16 protein-coding genes and 1 tRNA gene are annotated in these 18,047 nt (G+C 56.3%); 1 reads left to right on the top strand and 16 read right to left on the bottom strand.

The annotated features are described in order from the left end of the window. Positions 1-24: 24 nt before the first annotated feature. The 7 genes from C2E25_RS15290 to C2E25_RS15260 form a co-directional block, all read right to left on the bottom strand. Positions 25-1,605: a restriction endonuclease subunit S gene (locus tag C2E25_RS15290; protein ID WP_103116592.1), complete on the bottom strand. Its 1,581-nt coding sequence runs from the start codon at positions 1,603-1,605 to the stop codon at positions 25-27. Next, positions 1,602-3,071, bottom strand: coding sequence for an HsdM family class I SAM-dependent methyltransferase (locus C2E25_RS15285; protein WP_103116591.1), 1,470 nt, complete (start codon positions 3,069-3,071; stop codon positions 1,602-1,604). Before C2E25_RS15285 ends, C2E25_RS15290 begins: the two co-directional genes overlap by 4 nt. An 18-nt stretch (positions 3,072-3,089) precedes the next feature. Continuing rightward, positions 3,090-4,445 carry a PD-(D/E)XK nuclease family protein gene (locus tag C2E25_RS15280; protein WP_103116590.1) on the bottom strand — a complete coding sequence of 452 codons (1,356 nt, stop codon included), beginning with the start codon at positions 4,443-4,445 and terminating at the stop codon, positions 3,090-3,092. Positions 4,446-4,461: 16 nt separating this feature from the next. Continuing rightward, entirely contained in the window at positions 4,462-6,807 is a 2,346-nt protein-coding gene (hsdR, locus tag C2E25_RS15275; RefSeq protein WP_103116589.1) for an EcoAI/FtnUII family type I restriction enzme subunit R, read from the bottom strand. Positions 6,808-7,179: 372 nt separating this feature from the next. Then, on the bottom strand, positions 7,180-8,196 hold the full coding sequence (locus C2E25_RS15270; protein WP_103116588.1) for a winged helix-turn-helix domain-containing protein: 1,017 nt from the start codon (positions 8,194-8,196) through the stop codon (positions 7,180-7,182). Continuing rightward, entirely contained in the window at positions 8,171-8,770 is a 600-nt protein-coding gene (locus C2E25_RS15265) for a hypothetical protein (RefSeq protein WP_103116587.1), read from the bottom strand. Before C2E25_RS15265 ends, C2E25_RS15270 begins: the two co-directional genes overlap by 26 nt. Before the next feature lie 169 nt (positions 8,771-8,939). Next, a tRNA-Leu gene (locus tag C2E25_RS15260) sits at positions 8,940-9,025 on the bottom strand. Positions 9,026-9,084: 59 nt separating this feature from the next. Here C2E25_RS15260 and C2E25_RS15255 point away from each other — a divergent pair. Further along, positions 9,085-9,558: an NUDIX domain-containing protein gene (locus tag C2E25_RS15255; RefSeq protein WP_103116586.1), complete on the top strand. Its 474-nt coding sequence runs from the start codon at positions 9,085-9,087 to the stop codon at positions 9,556-9,558. A gap of 174 nt (positions 9,559-9,732) precedes the next feature. Here C2E25_RS15255 and C2E25_RS15250 read toward each other — a convergent pair whose 3' ends face one another. The 9 genes from C2E25_RS15250 to C2E25_RS15210 form a co-directional block, all read right to left on the bottom strand. After that, a complete protein-coding gene (locus C2E25_RS15250; RefSeq protein ID WP_103116585.1) occupies positions 9,733-10,554 on the bottom strand; it encodes a menaquinone biosynthesis protein in 822 nt (273 codons plus the stop codon). Positions 10,555-10,557: 3 nt separating this feature from the next. After that, positions 10,558-12,138: a TolC family protein gene (locus tag C2E25_RS15245; RefSeq protein ID WP_158247287.1), complete on the bottom strand. Its 1,581-nt coding sequence runs from the start codon at positions 12,136-12,138 to the stop codon at positions 10,558-10,560. Positions 12,139-12,187: 49 nt separating this feature from the next. Then, complete coding sequence (locus tag C2E25_RS15240) at positions 12,188-13,030, bottom strand: lipoate--protein ligase family protein (protein WP_103116583.1); 843 nt, start codon at positions 13,028-13,030, stop codon at positions 12,188-12,190. A gap of 50 nt (positions 13,031-13,080) precedes the next feature. Then, positions 13,081-14,421 carry an acetyl-CoA carboxylase biotin carboxylase subunit gene (gene accC, locus C2E25_RS15235; RefSeq protein ID WP_103116582.1) on the bottom strand — a complete coding sequence of 447 codons (1,341 nt, stop codon included), beginning with the start codon at positions 14,419-14,421 and terminating at the stop codon, positions 13,081-13,083. A gap of 223 nt (positions 14,422-14,644) precedes the next feature. After that, positions 14,645-15,124, bottom strand: coding sequence for an acetyl-CoA carboxylase biotin carboxyl carrier protein (gene accB, locus C2E25_RS15230; protein ID WP_103116581.1), 480 nt, complete (start codon positions 15,122-15,124; stop codon positions 14,645-14,647). A gap of 70 nt (positions 15,125-15,194) precedes the next feature. Beyond that, positions 15,195-16,250, bottom strand: coding sequence for an aminopeptidase P family protein (locus tag C2E25_RS15225; protein WP_103116580.1), 1,056 nt, complete (start codon positions 16,248-16,250; stop codon positions 15,195-15,197). Positions 16,251-16,264: 14 nt separating this feature from the next. Continuing rightward, entirely contained in the window at positions 16,265-16,717 is a 453-nt protein-coding gene (gene aroQ, locus C2E25_RS15220) for a type II 3-dehydroquinate dehydratase (RefSeq protein WP_103116579.1), read from the bottom strand. Continuing rightward, on the bottom strand, positions 16,717-17,076 hold the full coding sequence (locus C2E25_RS15215; protein WP_103116578.1) for a roadblock/LC7 domain-containing protein: 360 nt from the start codon (positions 17,074-17,076) through the stop codon (positions 16,717-16,719). The genes aroQ and C2E25_RS15215 overlap by 1 nt, the downstream gene beginning before the upstream one ends. Further along, positions 17,066-18,001 carry a tetratricopeptide repeat protein gene (locus tag C2E25_RS15210; RefSeq protein WP_103116577.1) on the bottom strand — a complete coding sequence of 312 codons (936 nt, stop codon included), beginning with the start codon at positions 17,999-18,001 and terminating at the stop codon, positions 17,066-17,068. The genes C2E25_RS15215 and C2E25_RS15210 overlap by 11 nt, the downstream gene beginning before the upstream one ends. Between the last annotated feature and the right edge of the window lie 46 nt (positions 18,002-18,047).

The raw sequence follows: 18,047 nt of genomic DNA, 5'->3' as shown, positions 1-18,047 counted from the left end.
AGGACCAGACAGGCGGATTGGAACTCAAAACGGCTCGCGAAAATCGTTCCGCGAGGCAATAACGAGGGGTGTGAACGAGCCCCTCACGGATTCAGGATTATCGACTTGTTTGTCAAACATGTAGGAGATACAAGTAGGGGTGTTGAAAAAGGTCAAAAAATAGCGAAGAAAATTAAGCGAGCCTTGCCCTACAAAGCGGATTAAGCAAACAGCTTGGTTGATATTTGCAACATCATCAATGTCATAAACAGCCGTACGACCAATCGATGCCCCTACGATGTTCATCAGAACATCACCTTTTTTCAGGATTGACCTCGGCTCTATTTCGTTAAAGCTACTTTCAACATATTTTCTTTTATCCAGCCGAAGCCCGAAACTTCCTACATTTTCACTGGTAATGAAAAGAATTCCTTTGCCTTCATCAACATATTGAACGCCTTGCCACTTTGGAGAAGACCCCTTCGTAATCACCTCCGTAAGTTCTGCAAGCCTCGCCCAGGTCCAATTGGTCGGGACTTTGAAGGGCATTTCCTCTGCCGAAACAGATGATGGTTTCTTTAGAGCTTTAATAACACCTTCCTTAACCAACCTCTCCTTCTCTGCCCGAATCCTCTCCAGCAAAACCGAAGCAGGCTCATCATTCGGATCTTGTGGCACAAGTTTGCCCTGAACGGCGAGTTGGAGGATGGCGGCGCGGAGTTTGGTGATGGTTTCGGGGTGGTCGTAGAGCAGGTCGAAATTGGTGCAGATGCGCTGCCAGTGGTCGGCGAATTCGTCCGGTTCGCGGGCGGTGAGCAGTCCGTCGAGAGCGGCGTTGTTGAGCCGCACCCGTACCTGCTGCTGCTTTTGCTGGCGGGCTTCGAGTTCGTCGCACAGGGCCATGAGTTGGTCGACCTTGGCGACGATGCGTTTTTGTTCTTTGAGAGGGGGGAGAGGAAACAACCCCGAAAAGAACTGACTATCGTTAATTGCGGGATAGGCTACCCCTAGCATTTTTGATTCTACGTACCCAACAAATACAGGGCTTCTAAGAAACCAAAAAATGTATTGACTGGAAACCCCGCCAAGGGGATGAACAATGGCGAATGCAGTGCTCGCAATTGCTTCGGGTTCGAATTCCTTGTCTATCACGGCAATATTGAGCAGATACGGGCGCACCGTTGAGTAGATTACGGTTCCAAGCTGCACCAGTTTTCTCGCCCTAGAAGGTGCGTCTACAGCCTCAGTAACTGCTGGTTCAGCAACAACACCCTTCTCGTTGTCTATCGCTGACACATCAATGTAGCTGAATTGCTGATCTGGAACCTTTTGCCCCCAATCTCTACAAATGCTTCCAATGGGTACCCATGCCCAGCTTTCCGGAAGCTCAAAGGGCGAATCATTTATTGCAACAATCTTCTTAGTCCGTATTTCTTTTGCAGCAATCAGCTTTTTTTTCTCGGCTTCAATCCTCTCCAACAAAACCGAAGCCGGTTCATCTTCCGGATCCTGCGGCACCAGCTTCCCCTGTACCGCAAGCTGCAGAATCAACTCCCGCAGTTTCTGCACCCCATTGGGTGCATCGGCCAAATGTCCAAAATTGGCGAAAAATGTCTCGACAGTCATGCCGACTCCTGCGCCGCATCGGCATTCCGTTCCAGTGCAGCCATCAGCTCCCGTTTCAACTTCTCGCGCGTTTCGTCCACATCGACCAGCAGCGTCTTGTATTCAGCCAACAGCTCCTCGGGATCACCCAGATCATCCTCAACAGTGTTGGGATTCTTGATATCGAGGTTGTAGCCGCCCTCCTTGATCTGCTCGATCGACACCTTCCACGCCTGCTCGCTCTCTTCCCGATTGTTCCACCAGGCTTTTTCGGGCGCGAACTCCTCGATGCGCATCGGCTTGGTCTTGGAGTAGCTCTTGTACCCCGCGGGATAGGGATGCTCGTAGTACCAGACCTCTTTGGTCGGCTCCCCTTTGGTGAAAAAGAGCAGGTTGGTCTTGATGCCGGTGTAGGGATTGAACACACCGTTGGGCAGCCGCACGACGGTGTGCAGGTTGCACTCTTTAAGCAGCTTCTCCTTGATACGGGTCTTGACGCCCTCACCGAACAGGGTACCGTCGGGCAGAACAATGGCAGCGCGGCCACCCGGCTTGAGCAGGTGCATGATCAGGACGAGGAATAGATCAGCCGTCTCGCGGGTGCGGAAGCTGGCCGGAAAGTTGGCCTCGATGCCGTCTTCTTCGGTGCCACCGAAGGGCGGGTTGGTCACCACCACATCGACCCGGTCCTTGGGGCCGTAATCGCGCAGTGGCCGTGACAGGGTGTTGTCGTGGCGGATGTTGGACGGCACCTCAATACCGTGCAGCAGCATGTTGGTGGTGCAGAGCAGGTGCGGCAGGGCCTTCTTCTCGACCCCGAAGATCGACTGCTGCAAAAGCTTCTCATCTTCGGCGGTTTTCACGTACTTGTCGCGTACATGCTCGATGGAACAGGCAAGAAACCCGCCGGTGCCGCAGGCCGGATCGAGGATCTTCTCACCGAGCTGAGGATCGACCATATCGACCATAAACTGGGTGACGGCGCGCGGGGTGTAGAACTCCCCGGCATTGCCCGCGCTCTGCAGGTCTTTGAGGATCTGCTCGTAGATGTCGCCGAAGGTGTGGCGGTCGTCGGAGCGGTTGAAGTCGATCTCGTTGATCTTGTTGACCACCTGCCGGATCAGGGTGCCGTTCTTCATGTAGTTGTAGGCATCCTCGAACACCGAGCGCACGACGATGCCGCGGCCGTTGGTGCCGGCATTCAACTCCAGTTCCTTGAGGGTCTTGAACAGCTCATTATTGATGAAGTCGAGCAGTTCGTCACCGGTGATCCCCTCGCTGTCGGCCGCCCAGTTCCGCCAGCGCAAGCGCTCGGGAATCGGTGAGCTGTAGTTATCAGAAAGGAGTTCGAGTTCCTGCTCCTGGTCGTCGAAGATTTTCAGAAAGAACATCCAGACCAGTTGGCCGATGCGCTGGGCGTCGCCATCGACCCCGGCGTCCTTGCGCATGATGTCCTGGATGGACTTGATGGTGGTGGATACTGACATAGGTGAGCCGCTTCCTTGCTATGATTTGTAGGTAAGACCTTGAGACCGCATGCCGAGGAGGATGCCTTCGGCAATCTCGAAAAGCGTTGTAACCAGACGTTGTTGCTGGTCTGATGAAACCAGATCGAACAACGCCATATCATCTCGGCCGAAATCGACCGAGTTCTGCACATAAATACGCTCTTTGCCGACTTTGCCGTCCACATAGCCTGGCTTGCATCCAGGTGGGGGTGAGTACCCCGCGTAGAATGCATTTACGACCGATCGGTCGAGCACCTTCTCTTCGTTCACCCCGTAGAGACCAACATAGAAACAATTGTCGAAACGGAATTCGATCCCCACCGGAGTGCCATTGAAGAGATAGTCCCTTGAGGCCACGCCAAACCAGCGCGGAACGTTACGAGCCTTGGAAAAACGCTCTTTGGAAGTTTGATGAAGACGTTCGCGCAGACTGCCCGACGCATCCAGATGCCTGTTTGCTGCCAGATTGCCACGCAAGGGACTGTTCCCAGCGGCGACACGTTTCGGCCATTCATCCAGAATCCGGTCCCACAGATCGCATACCATTTTCTGCTTGACGCTAATAACGGCATTCGACAGCTTCGCCGCCGCATAGAGTTTGTCCGGGGTGTCGAGCAAGTTCTGCAAAGTGTCGGTCATGCTTTCTCCATTACCGGTAAGGGCATTGACGAGATCAAGGTATTGCGCCAGGACTTCACGTGCATACGGGAAGGATGCAAGGTACCCACGGCACACCTTGAGCCACTCGACGATATGGTAGGCATACGACAACAGCCGGACCGGCGCATCCATGTCACTGCCTTCTTCGTAGGCCAATTCATGAGCAGGAATGCCGCTGACGCTTTGTGCCGAGGGTTGGTATCCGTCCAATGTCAGGTAGTACAACAAATAAGTCGTCGACGTCCCTGACTGATAAGACCCATATTTCCGTTTCAGGTAATCCCTGTAACGCGTGAGTTGCAGGTCCTGGTCTCCGGCGTAGACCTTGTTCTCAATGGCAATACCAAAACGGCGACTGCCATCGCCATGGCCGGAGAGCAGGATATCGATGCGTCCGTCGACATCCTGCGAAGCCTCGGCGGCGACCTGCCAGTGATCAATGCTCTCCACGAGATGACTGATACCGAGGGTCTCGAAAAACAGGTTGAGGAACACGGAACCCTGGCCATGCGAACCGGCAGGGTTCAGCAGTTCGGCAATGAATGCCGAGTGCCCATGCACTTCGTCGGTGGCGCGATTGACTACTCGAAAGACATTGAAATCGGCACCGGTGCGTCTGCGATATTCGCGGTAGTTGGCAATCTGTATTTCACTACGCGACAGGAGGTCACGTGCGATCTGCTCAATATTCATTTAAATTCAGCCCCGATCATGCATAGAGCAATTCTTCCAACTCCCGTAGCGCCCGCTCATAATTCTGTTTCCCGCCAAAAAAGGTGTTGACGATTTCCGTCGGCGTACCGATCTGATCAAAAGGGTTGATACGAAGCACCTTAAGATCCTCGACGCTTTGCACCCCTTCATCCGCATACTTGTCGAGCAGCGCCTCAAGAACAGCCCTCGCCTGTTCGCCGTACTTGGTGAAATAGTTGCGCTTGCGAACATTTTCGGCCCGCTCACGCCTAGTGAGTGGCGGCTGATCGAAAGCAACGTGGCAGATCAAATCAAATGGGCCAAAATCTTTGCCGACATCGTCGGACAGAGCCTCCCACAGTACACCCTGGTCCGCCAGTTCATCGATTACAGCCTGCTTCTTGTCTGCCGCAGTCCAGCGACGTAAAAAGTCATTCAGGTTTGCAAATTCCTTGCGGACTGTCTTTTTGGTGTAGTCTTTCAGCGACTCGGTGATCAGCTTGCCGTCCGGCCCATAGTATTGCACCCGTTCTGCCACGACAAAGAAAGGCACGTCGTCCACCACATATTTGACCCGTGGTTCGGGGTCATCTTCTCCGCCCGGAGGCAGTGGCAGTTCAGTCTGCTCCGGCGGCTCATCATCGAGAGTCTCCGGTGCATCAGGAGGTAATGGCGAATCTTCAGGCCCAGGTTCGTAAATCATCACCGGATCGCCATCGAAATCCGGATCGGCGAACAGCTCGGTCGCCTTCTTGAAATCGATGATGGTGAAATAATATTTGTCGTAGTCTTCGTTGATGCGGGTACCGCGCCCGATCACCTGCTTGAAAGTGGTCATCGAGTTGATGGTCTGGTCGAGGACGATCAGCTTGCAGGTCTGGGCATCGACGCCGGTATTCATCAGGCGGGACGTGGTGGCAATGACCGGGTAGCGGCTTTCCGGATCGATGAAGTTGTCCAGCTCCATTTTGCCGAGCGGATCGTCACCGGTGATCTTCATCACATACTTGCTGTTTTCGGTCGCCAGATCGGCGTTCTGGTTGACCAGTTCCTGGCGCATCCGCTCGGCGTGGTCAATGTCTTCACAGAAAACAATCGTCTTGTCGAACCGGTTACTCGCTTTAAGGAAATCGGAAACCTTTTTGGCCACCAGCCTGGTGCGCAGTTCCATCACCAGGTTGCGATCCATATCTTTCAGGTTGTAGATCCGGTCTTCAATCAGGTTGCCATGTTTGTCGACCTGGCCTTTTTCCGGCCGCCAGCCCTGCAGGTCTTTATCCAGATCGATACGTACAACCTTGTAAGGTGCAAGGAAGCCGTCATCGATCCCCTGCCGCAACGAGTAGGTATAGATCGGCTCGCCGAAGTAGGTGATATTGGAAACGTCTCTGGTCTCTTTGGGCGTTGCCGTCAGACCGATATGGGTTGCGCTGGAGAAGTAATCGAGAATTTCGCGCCAGGCGGAATCCTCAGCGGCACTGCCGCGATGACATTCGTCGATCACCACCAGATCAAAAAAGTCGGGGGAGAACTGCTTGTAGATATTCTTCTCTTCCTCGCGGCCGGTCACGGCCTGATACAGGGAGAGATAGATCTCGTACGACTTGTCAGCCTGGCGCTTCTCGATTTTGGTCATCGCCTGGCCGAACGGCTTGAAATCGTTGGTTTTGGTCTGATCAACAAGGATATTGCGGTCGGCAAGGAAGAGGATGCGTTTTTTGGCGCGTGATTTCCACAGCCGCCAGATGATCTGGAAGGCGGTGTAGGTCTTGCCGGTGCCGGTGGCCATGACCAGCAGGATGCGCTGCTGTCCCCTGGCGATGGCCTCGACGGTGCGGTTGATGGCGACGCGCTGGTAGTAGCGCGGCTCTTTGCCGCTGCCATCTGTGTAATAAGGTTGCGCGACAACGGCCTCGCTCGAGGTATCGATCCCCTTCCACTTTTTGTACCGCTGCCAGAGATCGGACGGGGACGGGAACTCGTCGAGAGTCAATTGCCTTTCAACCGGGTTCATCAGGCCGGTGCGATCATGAACGATGAAGCCGTCGCCATTGGAGCTGAAGGCAAAAGGTACATCCAGGGCCTCGGCATAGTCGAGCGCCTGCTGCATACCGTGGCCGACAGCATGCGTATTGTCTTTCGCCTCGATGACAGCGATGGGCTGGTTGGGCTTGTGGTAAAGGACATAATCAGCGCGTTTGACCTTGCCGCGCGAATGGAGCTTGCCACGAACGATGATGCGGCCGGCTGTAAAGCTGACCTCTTCGCGGATCTGGGCATGGCTGTCCCAGCCGGCGGCCTGAATGGCAGGGGTAATGTACTTCGTGCAGATGTCACGTTCGGACATTGATTTTTTCATCACGCCGAAGCCCTCCCATGATCGCAATCAAAAACAGAACTCAACCTGCCCTTGCAGGTGTTTTCAAGAAATGCAATATCTTGGCGATGACAGCCTAAACGGGCAGCCAGCTGTGGAGTTGGGCACGCGGACATGAAAAAGCCGCAATTCAGCATGTGCTGGATTGCGGCCACCCAAAATGTCCTGCCCCGTCCGGAACTCCATGCTGCCCCCCCCAAAAAAAACAACAAATAAATTAACGCCTTACAAAATACGCGATCCTGGAGACAAAATCAATGAAAACCCCGCATGGTATTGCTCCATCAACATAACAATTACAAGACGTTATACTTGTCACGAGTTGTCGTGACTGATGAGTGCTTCAGCCCATCCAATTTACAAGCCCGCAATAAACTTCCTGATATCCTCCTGAAAAACAGCGCAATATTTCTCACCGGCAAATAAACTGCCCTCCCGCAACGGCTGCCCCATGCCGGCATCCCCGAGCAGAACTCTGATTTCTTTGGCCAGGCGCCGCCACTCGGAAGCGCGTAGTAGTGGACCAAGATTTTGCCGTTTTGGAGCTGTAACCCCAAGCCAAAGGATCTCCAGGGCACGAAACAGAGGAACCGAATTCTGCCAGGGCGTAAACCCATTCGGACGCAGTAAAGCATCAAGTGTCCCCATCGAAAGGGAATATACTTTCTCGCGAGCCCGGGTTCGTACTTGCACCACTCCGGAATGAACCATTTCCGCCAGCACATTCTGAATTGAACGCGGGTTCTGCCCGGTCAACCTGGCAATAAGCGAAGGATGGATTTCATCGACAGAGCCGAGCAGGCAGAGGATCTCGCAACGTAAATTCACACCCAACAGCGCACGCAATCGCAACAGCAGAGTTGGCATGCCATCCCTGGGGAAAGATTGGGACAGTCCTCGGGTCCTGACGGGCGGGCGCAGCAAACCATGGCACTGAAAGATCACGTCGCAATTGTCCGGCAAAGGCATTGGCCGCCCGTCCCGCATGTAGAAAAGCGGCAATTCCGCATCCTGCGAGTATGTTGCGGCCAGCTTTTTCCATTTGAGAGCGACTGACGATTCACGGCCAAGCCGGTCGGCAACCGCACTCAACTCAGCCTTGGCCTGAAAATCAAATCGCCTCACCAGGTTCTGGAGCCGTTGAACATTCAGGTAGCCACCATTGATCTCCAACCAACCCAGCACCTCGTCAAAAAGCCGCGCATCGTAACGGGCAACCGTCAGCGTCAGCAGCAGAAGCGCCTCCGGGTCGACGACCTTCGCTTCTTCAGCACTGCCATAGCCGGAGACTCCGATAGCCGTCCATTGCCGCCAAAGGAGATTCAGTAGATGTTCAAGAATCGTTTCTTTAAATTCGCTCAACGAGGCGTTCATAGCCGAACTCCCTGAAAAACATCTTGACACTCTCCAGATAGCCTGTGGACGGATCATGCCTTCGGGACCAGGCAACGGCCCGCAACAACTCTTCATCGGTCGGATCAAGTGCCTGAAGATCGGTCGCATGATAGCTGCCGAATTGGTCGACGGCCGCATAGAGCTTGAAATGGACCTGGTCGATGCGGGAAATGAATGCGACGGTAAGCTTTTCCCCGAACCTTTTCCAGCTCAGGCGCTCTGCAAATCCATCCGGGAGGCCAAGACGGAAAAGCCCTCCCTCGCCACTGCTGGGACCGTTATTCAACCAATCCTCCGGAAGTCCCAGATCCTCCGCCACCTCCAATGCGGCCCTCTCCAGAGCGTTCGGCAGTGGCGCCGGATCAATCAAGTCGCCATCATCATCTGCCAGCGCGACAATATCGACATCCCTGGTGGCTCGCATGACCAGCCCGGTTGCAACCAGGGCGGTTCCACCACAAACCACCAGATTGAAATTCGGAGCGTCATCAATAGCCAGACGGCCGTTCAGCAACCGCAGTGCAGTGTCAAATTGCTCATATTGATACGACATTGAATATCCTTGCTCGCATTATGCGAACTATATATGACATTTATACAATTTTCAATCGTGTTGTGACGAGATGACACCAAATCTGACACAAAAATCGCCACATCATCGCCAGAAACATCAAGGGGCCAGCCAGACACTGGCTAACCCCTTGATTTTATGCTAGTTTAAATGGTACCCGGAGCCGGACTCGAACCGGCACGGACTAGGTCCAGGGGATTTTAAGTCCCCGGTGTCTACCAATTCCACCATCCGGGCAAGTGCGGCTATGTATTACAAATTCATCCTAATGTGTCAATCGAAAAGCAGGAGGAATGATGGCGAAGAAGCTGTTGAAATGTCCTGATTGCGGGGCAACGATCACAACCTGGCGGAATCCTTTTCCAACCGTCGACATCATCATCCGGCGGGGCCGGCAGGTACTGCTGATCGAACGAAAGAATGAACCGCCCGGCTGGGCCCTGCCGGGCGGCTTTGTCGATTACGGCGAATCGCTGGAGGATGCCGCCCGGCGCGAGGCGCGGGAGGAGACCGGCCTGGAGTTGCTGAACCTGCGCCAGTTCCGAGCCTATTCGGACCCGGAACGCGATCCGCGCCAGCATAACATTTCGCTGGTCTTCAGTGCTGAAACGACCGATGAGGCGGTGGCGGGTGACGATGCCGCCGGAGTGGGCTGGTTCGATCTGGACGCGCTGCCGAAAAGGCTCTGTTTCGATCACGCCCGCATTCTGGCCGACTACCGTGCCAGTCTTTTCGGCGGTAGCGGCCGCCGTCTTGCCCCCTTCTTCTGAACCGGATCAGCCTTAGACCTGAATCCGTGGGTTCATGGCGGATGAAGAGTGCAAGGGCTTGATCTGAATTCACTTTCCAAAAATCTGAGGCGCACCCATAGGTTCGCCGGTGATTTTTGGAAAGTGCAGACGGGTCAATGACTTGTGCTGTTCGCCGGCAATGAATTCACGGATTCAGGTCTGAATCCGTGACAGCTCAGGCTGTTCGGCGAGCAGTCCGTGCTTGCCGCAGAGGCGAAAAAAAAGTTCCAGCCCACGGCGATGCCGATCCTGAAAATCGTAGGACATCTGCCGCCAATAGCTGACCAGACCCTCCTCCCCGAGCCAGCTCCGCTCCGGAGTCACGGCCGCCAGCGCCTGCAGATCAGACTCCGCCATCTCCCTCGCAGCGGCCAACTGACGGACAAACCGGGACAGTTCCTCCGGTTTCGCCGCCGCGGCGTCACGCCGGACAATCCACAGGGCGAAAACAAAGGGCAACCCGGTATGCCGGAACCAGAGTTCGCCGAGATCGTAAATCTTTCCGGCCCCCTCCCGCATGGCGGCACGCAGGGCCCGGTCACCGATCAACAGTGCGCTACCGCCGTCGGCGATAACCTCCTCGACCGAGCCCCCCGGAACCTCACAGTCCAGGTCACGACAGCCGTGGAATTCGCGCAGCAGCACCTGCAGCAGGTTGATCGAAGTCGCCGACTCGCCGGTGACCGCAATGCTCTTTCCGGACAACTCTTCCAGCGCAACAGGACTGAAAAGCAACACGCTCCGAACCGGACCGTTCGAGCTGATCGAATGTCCCGGCAACAACTGGTAATCGCGCCAGTGCAGGGCATATTCAAAGGAACTGGACGGGCTCAGATCGATGTCACCGGCGGCAAGCAATCGATTGAGTTCAGAGGGAACCCCGGAGACGATCTCCCCGTTGAAACCCTTCTGCCGGAGAAAGTGAAAAAACGGCACGCAATTGATATAGCTGATGTGGCCGACGCGCAGAGTCATGCTTCAATCCATGGTGAAAGGATGATCGGTGAGACCGCCTTCGGAGCGCTGCAGGCGGATGCCCTCTTTTGCCAGCAACTCCCCGGTGGCGCGGTAGTAACCGCTCAGGGCGATGTTGTAATCGGCCAGGGCGGCAATCTGGTTGGTCCGCGCCCGGGCGAGATCCTCCTCGCCTTCCAGAAGGTCGCGCGTTGTGGCCAGACCGACATTCTTGCGACCGACAAGGATGCGCAGTTTCTCTTCAGCCAGCTGACGTTCGATCGTCGCCGCGGAAATTTTTGCCCGGCTGACCTCGAGCAGGCGGATAGCCTGGCGGATTTCTTTGCGCAACCGGGTCTGCAACTGACCGATTGCGGCGTGTCGGCTCTTCAGTTTCAGCCGAGTACGATTCAGCTCTTCCCGCGCGGCCCGGTTGCCGAGCGGATAACTGAAATTGAGACCGATCTGCCAGTTGCGAAGATCGGTGCGGGGCATAAAATCAACCGAATCATTGTAATTCTGCCCGACCCCCTTATGGGAATAACTGGCCTGCAAATCGAGCGCGGGGAGCGTCTGGTTACGGTTGATTTCCTGTTCAATTTCCAGCTTTTCACTTTGCCGCAGCAGAGCCTGAAGTTCCGGTCGTTTTTTCAGCGCTGTGCGAAAGGCCCGCCCCTCGTCAGTCTCTATCTCCGGCTGGCCAAGCCTGTCTTCGGCGACACGCGGGATCGTCGTGCGGTTCAGCAGCAGTGCCAACTGATCCAGAACATCGTGATAGGCCCGCTCAGCATCCAGTCGGTCCCGCTCGCGACTCTGCACTCCGACCTCAGCTTCAAGCACTTCGACCGGCGGGAGAACACCGGCAGCCACCCGCGCCCGATTTTCCTCAAGGATGGTCCGGGCCAACTTTACCGAAGTGGATCGGTACGCAAGGTCATCACGCGCGCGCAAGACGTTGAAATAGGTACTCCTTACCTCCATCAACAGGTCGAGGGCCACGCGACGGAGTTCTTCGATGGAAACCTCCCGATCCTTGGCGGCAAAAAGGATGGTCTGTTCGGTGACAGTGCGTCCGAAATTTTTCAACAGCGGTTGGGTCAGGGAAAATCCGAGTTCGGTATCGTACTCGGGATTGATGGCGGGCTTGGGTTCAGTAAACAGGTTCTGACGTCGATTGTTGTAAAACAGGCTCACCTCGGTCCCGGGAGAGAATACCTGCGTGAGGCTCAGGTTGAAGTCACGGGTATCCAGGCCGGTCGGACCGACAAAAAACTGAAAGTTGGAAAGGTCACGGCGCTCGCCTTCGGCCAGGAAGAGTTCGAGGTTCGGATCATAAATACCGTAGCCCTTGCGAACCAGAGCCTCAGCCGCCTGGCTGGTGAAAACTTCAGCCTGCAGGTCAAGGTTCTGTTCCAGGGCCAACCGTTCGGCTTTCCTGAGATCAAGAACCGAAGCTGAGGCCTCTATCCGCTGCTGGACATAGCCGGCAGAAGGGACCAACCCCGCAGCGGCCGCCTGTTCGGCAGCCCGGGAAGCGGGAACAAAAAAACAAACCATGGCCAACAGGCCTGAAAATCGGAGCAGGATGCGAAACAGTAGACTCATCGGGCACCTCCTCGACAGAAGGTCATGACCGATAGCTGCGGTCCTGACCTCAGCACACCCCCTGAAGGTTCCAGGCATCCACAGCATAACGTTCATTCTGCAATTGAACGGCACGCCCCCGTTCGTCTGCCGTCAATCCCGTCCGGTCCCATTTCAGGCGCATTTTCTCAGCAAACAGGGCCGGCAACCGCTCTTCAACTGCTTCAACGGAGATCGACTCGGCACTCCAGCGGTTAAGCCAGCCGACATGGCCCCGCAGAAGCCTGGCACCGGCAGCGGGAGTGAGTCTCCGTTCGGTATCAAGCGCCATGTAAAGTTTCTCCAGGTCGAGATCGACCGGCAGGCTCCCATGTTGCAGAAAAGCCCCCCGCAGACGTTTCTGAGCACACCCCGCCAGTTTGCATCCCCGGTACAACAGTTCGTACTGCCCAGGCGCGGTGAAGCAGGCGCTCTGCTCAGCCGCAGAGGATCCACTCCCCGCCATGCGCCGGGGCGAAAGCTGCGCGTCCAGCCCGAAGGAGCGGTAAACATCGCGCAGAACTTCGGCGATGACCCGATAACTTTCCAGAACCGCCGCCGGGAAACACCCCTGCCCGGCCGGAGCGATGACGGCGTAGGTCACCTCCCGGTCGTGCAGCACCGCCCTGCCGCCGGTACAGCGTCGCACAACATCATAACCGAGTCGGCGGCAGGCGTCGAGGTTGACAACCCGTGAGCCTCGCTGACCGTATCCGAGGCTGACTGTTGCCGGTCTCCAGCGATAGATCCGCAGAATCGGCAATGAATGACCATCGGCAACAGCTTCCAGCAGTGCCTCGTCGATGGCCATGTTTTCGGCGCCGGAGAGGTAACCGCTTTCGATCAGGCGCCAGGTATGGTGTTCTGCGTCCATAAAAGAAAAGGCCGGATCTTGGCCCGGCCTGTTCAGGTTTTGATCAGGGGTTAAAGAACAATGCGCTCCAAAAAGCCGGTGTCAACATCGATCCCGTCGACGAATTCCTTGTTGCGCATCATCTTCTGGTGAAAAGGAATCGTGGTTTTAATCCCCTCAATGATGTACTCGTCAAGAGCCGAAGACATCTTCTTCAGCGCCTCTTCCCGGGTTTCGGCGTGGACAATGAGCTTGGCGATCATCGAATCGTAGTGCGGCAGAACCGTGTACTGATCGTAGGCGGCACTGTCGACCCGGACCCCCATGCCGCCGGGGGTGTGATACCCCTGAATCTTGCCGGGGAAGGGCGTGAACTTGACCGGATCCTCCGCGTTGACGCGACACTCGATTGCGTGACCGGTAATCTTGATATCCTTCTGCCTGAAGCGCAGTTTTTCTCCGGCGGCGATGCGAATCTGCTCCTTGATGATGTCGATTCCGGTCACCATTTCGGTCACCGGATGCTCAACCTGAACCCGGGTATTCATCTCCATGAAAAAGAAATCAAGGTTCTTGTCAAGCAGGAACTCAACCGTGCCGACACTCGAGTAGCCGCAACGCTCGGCCGCCGCCACTGCGCATTCCCCCATTTTCTTGCGGATGGCGGGAGTCAGTACCGGACAGGGGGATTCCTCGATCAGCTTCTGATGACGACGCTGAATCGAGCAGTCGCGTTCACCGAGGTGAATAACGTTGCCGTGCTGGTCCGCCATGATCTGGATTTCGACATGACGCGGCCGTTCACAGAATTTCTCGATATAGACGTCGGGGTTACCGAAACCGGCCTCGGCCTCGGTGCGGGCCGCGGCAAAAGCATTCGGCAGATGGGCCGGTGAATGCACCACCTTCATCCCGCGCCCGCCTCCGCCTGCGGTGGCCTTGATAATGACCGGATAGCCGATCTCGGCGGCAATCCTGACCGCTTCCTCGACGTTGGGAACATTGTCCTCGGTACCGGGAAGGATCGGCACACCGGCCTCGATAACGGTCTGACGCGCCTGGATCTTGTCGCCCATCAGGCGGATGTTGTCAGGCGATGGTCCGATAAAGGTGATGCCGCACTGCTGACAGATCTCTGCAAATTCGGCATTTTCGGCAAGAAATCCGTAGCCGGGATGGATGGCGTCGGCATCTGTCACTTCGGCGGCGCTGATAATAGCCTTGATATTCAGATAACTCTCGGCGCTTGCGGCGCGGCCGATACAGACACTCTGGTCGGCCAGTTTGACGTGCAGCGCCTCGCTGTCGACGTCAGAATGTACGGCAACGGTCTTGATGCCGAGTTCCTTGCAGGCGCGAATGATCCGCAGGGCAATTTCACCGCGGTTGGCTATCAGAATCTTGTGAAACATGAACCTCTCTCCGCAAAGCTTGGTGCCGGCCTGAAAAGAGCCGTGCACACGTGGTGGACCTGTTCAACGGCAGAAGATCCCAACAGGGTGTTGAAAACCCCAGACTGAGCCAAAATGCCCATATGCAAGGCGTCCGCACTCCCCGCGGAATAAGGCGTACCGGAGGTACGTCGTTGACGCGGGGGACGGACAACGCAGCAGATGGGCGTTTTTCATCAGTCTGCTAAAGCGGCTCGACGAGGAACAGCGGGTCACCGAACTCAACCGGGGAGGCGTCCTCCTTGAGGATTTCGACGATCTTGCATTTGAACTCGGCCTCGATCTCATTGAAGAGCTTCATCGCTTCGACCAGACAGATGGTCTGGCCCTTTTCAACGATGGCACCTTCCTTGGTGAAGGGATCGGCATCGGGACTCGGTTTGCGATAGAAAGTACCGACGATCGGGCTGTTGATGGTCTCGTACTTGTCATCCTGGGCGGCCGGGGCATCGGCGGTGCCGGATGCAGCCGGCGCCGGCTGCGCGGGGGCGGCGGGCGCGGCCACCGCAGGAGGCGCCATCATCTGCGGCGCCGCGACGTGCACGAACTCCTTGTCGGGACCGCGTTTGATGAGGATTTTTTCCTCGGCGTTCTCCATTTCAAATTCGGTAATATCGGTGTCAGTCACCAGTTTGATCAGGGTTTTCAGATCCTTAATCTCCATACCATGTCTCCTTCCCGTGCCGCTGGAACGTCGCGGAGGAAGCCCTGCAACGCGCGGGTTTCATTCAAGTTTACCCCAGGGTTCGAAAGCCCTTGGGGAGTCGGGTCAAAATCTCATTGCCGCTGTCCGTTACCAGCAGCGTATCTTCGATGCGAACCCCGCCAAGGCCCGGAACATAGATGCCCGGTTCAATGGTCAGCACCATGCCCGGCTCCACCAGTCCCCGGGCGCGGGGCGAAACAGCGGGGTATTCGTGGATTTCCAGGCCGACGCCATGACCGAGCCCGTGACCGAAATAATCGCCGTAACCTTCTGCGGCAATCAGCTCGCGGGCAACCGCGTCCAGCTCCCTGAGTCCCATGCCGGGACGCAACTGATCAATGGCGGCATCATGCGCAGCAAGGACAATATCATAAATGCGACGTAAATCTGAACTGATTTCGCCGACCGCGAAGGTGACGGTTTCATCAGAGTGATAACCGTCCTTGACGACCCCGTAATCGATGGTCACCAACTCCCCGGAGGCAATCGCCTTGTCCGAAGCGATGCCGTGCGGCATGGCGCCGCGGGGACCTGAGGCGACGATGAAATCGAAAGCCTTTTCATCGGCCCCGAGACGTTTCAGGGCAAACTCCAGCTCCAGGGCAATCTCACGTTCAACGGCTCCCGGGCGGACCAGGTCGATGATCTGCTCAAAACCTCGGGCGGCCAGAGTCGCGGCCTGGCGGAGTTTATCGATCTCGGCGTCCCGTTTGCAACGCCGCAACTGCTGCAACGGTTCATCAAGGGGTATCCAGGTCCAACGATCCGCCGATTCCTTCCGCAGCTTATCCCAGGTGGCGTAGGCCAGGGTCGCCGCCTCAAAGCCGACTCGCCTGCATCCCTGACGATTCAGGCAGTCGATAACGGCGGGAAGTTGACTGCGGTATTCAATGATATCGTCGGCGCGCACCTGCTCGCGCGCCTGAACCGTGTAGCGGGAGTCGGTGAGAAAAAATGTCTGCCGCCGAAAAACAACCAGCACCCCGTCACTGCCGCTGAAATCACAGAGATAGCGGATTGTCGGCAAGTGGAAAAAGACCACTGCATCCAGATCGTTGTTCTCAAGAAGGGTTTCCACAGCCATGGACAAAATGACGGTCAGGCTCCGACAGCCGTACGAGCGGCAAGGGCGCGCATCGCCAGCAGGTAGCCGTCAGTACCCAATCCGCAGATCTGACCAACGGCGATCGGGGCAATATAGGAATGATGGCGAAACTCTTCCCGGGCATGGATATTGGAGAGATGGACCTCAACCACGGGCAGCCCGACCCCGACCAGGGCATCGCGCAGCGCCACGCTGGTGTGGGTCAGTCCCCCGGGATTGATGATGATCGCGGTGCTGCCGTCGGTTGCAGCCTGCTGTACCCGGTCGATAAGGACGCCTTCATGATTGGACTGAAAGGACACCGCCTTGATCCCCAGTTCGACAGCCAGAGACTGAATCTCCCGGTCAACATCATCCAGGGTTCGGGTACCGTAAATATCGGGTTCACGCCGCCCCAGCAGGTTGAGATTGGGACCATGCAGCACCAGAATTTTGGTTTCAGTCATCACGCCAGGGCCGCTCTCAGATTGGGAGCCTCACGCATCAGCAGGTAACGTCCCTTGCCGAAGTTGCCATCCCGCTGCAGGGTCAGAGCGACGAAATAATCATCATTGAGAACCCGCACCAGGACCAGAAAACGTTCGGTGCGAATCGTCACCTCTTCCATGAAACCGCTGTCAAGAATCTCGGCAGTGCGTTTAATCTCCTTGAGGATATTGGCATACTCGACAGCAACCAGCTGCAGATCCAGGCCGTCGATCGGCAGAAAGAACTGCTCAATAGCGATGCCGTCATACCCCATCAGCACAGCACCGGCGCCACCTCGGGTTTCCTCGACAATCGTCTGCAGGATTTCAGCAAACATGAGCCCTCCTTTGCGCAATTGCATTTAACCAACGTTGATAAATTTCGAGCTGTTTCCGGTGAGAAACGACCTGGGCCTGTTCGACCTGGGCCTGTTCGACCTGAGCCTGTTCGACCTGGCCCTGTTCGACCGGAGCGGGTGAATCGGCAACCTTCACTGAGGCCTGCAGTTCTTTGATCTGCACCAGGCGGGCACGGATCTCCTCGTTATGCGGATCCTGACGCAGGATGTCGCGGTAAATCGCGGCCGCCTCGTCATAAAGCCCCTGCTTGAAGTAGAGTTGGGCGAGAGTGGTCGTCTGCAACGGAGTTGCCTGTGCGGAAATTTCTTCCGCAGGGGACGCGGCTTTGACCTCATCGGTGAAACCGGAACCTGGCGGTTCGGCCGGTTCCGACCTCATCCCGGCATCCGTCGCGGTCCCCTCGGACAGAGATTCAATCCGCCGTTCAGGTGGATCAACAGTCGTTGCGGCAGCAGATCCCTGTTCCCGTCCGGAAGACTCAACAGCCGTCCGGCCGATGGAGGCCAGCATCTTTTGGACAATGGGATCATGCGGATTGAGGATCTCCGCCTTGTGCAGCAGTTCCCGGGCCCTGTCGAGATAGCCCTGCCGATAACGGGTACGTGCCAGGCCTTTCAAGGCCTGCAGGCTGGTCTCCTCAATGGCGAGGGCCTGCTCAAAAGCCAGGGCCGCTTTCGCCAGATCCCCTTGTTGCGCCAGGATTCTGCCCAGAACAATGTAGCCGGGGCTGAATCCGGGCAGGTGCTGAGTGCCTTTCTGGGCGATTTCAAGCGCATCATCCAGCATGCCCAACTGTCGATAAGCTTCACTCAGCGAGACAAAGACCGTTGACTGAGGATCCTTGGCAAGAATCTCGGTGAAACCGGCAATCTTGCCCAACAGAGATACACTCTTTTCAGTCATGAACCCTCCTGACCATGGCAGGGAGAAACAGTGACGGCGGTTGGCA

It is taken from the genome of Geothermobacter hydrogeniphilus (assembly GCF_002898515.1).
Classification (GTDB): domain Bacteria; phylum Desulfobacterota; class Desulfuromonadia; order Desulfuromonadales; family Geothermobacteraceae; genus Geothermobacter_A.
This window is presented reverse-complemented; position numbering and strand designations above follow the sequence as displayed.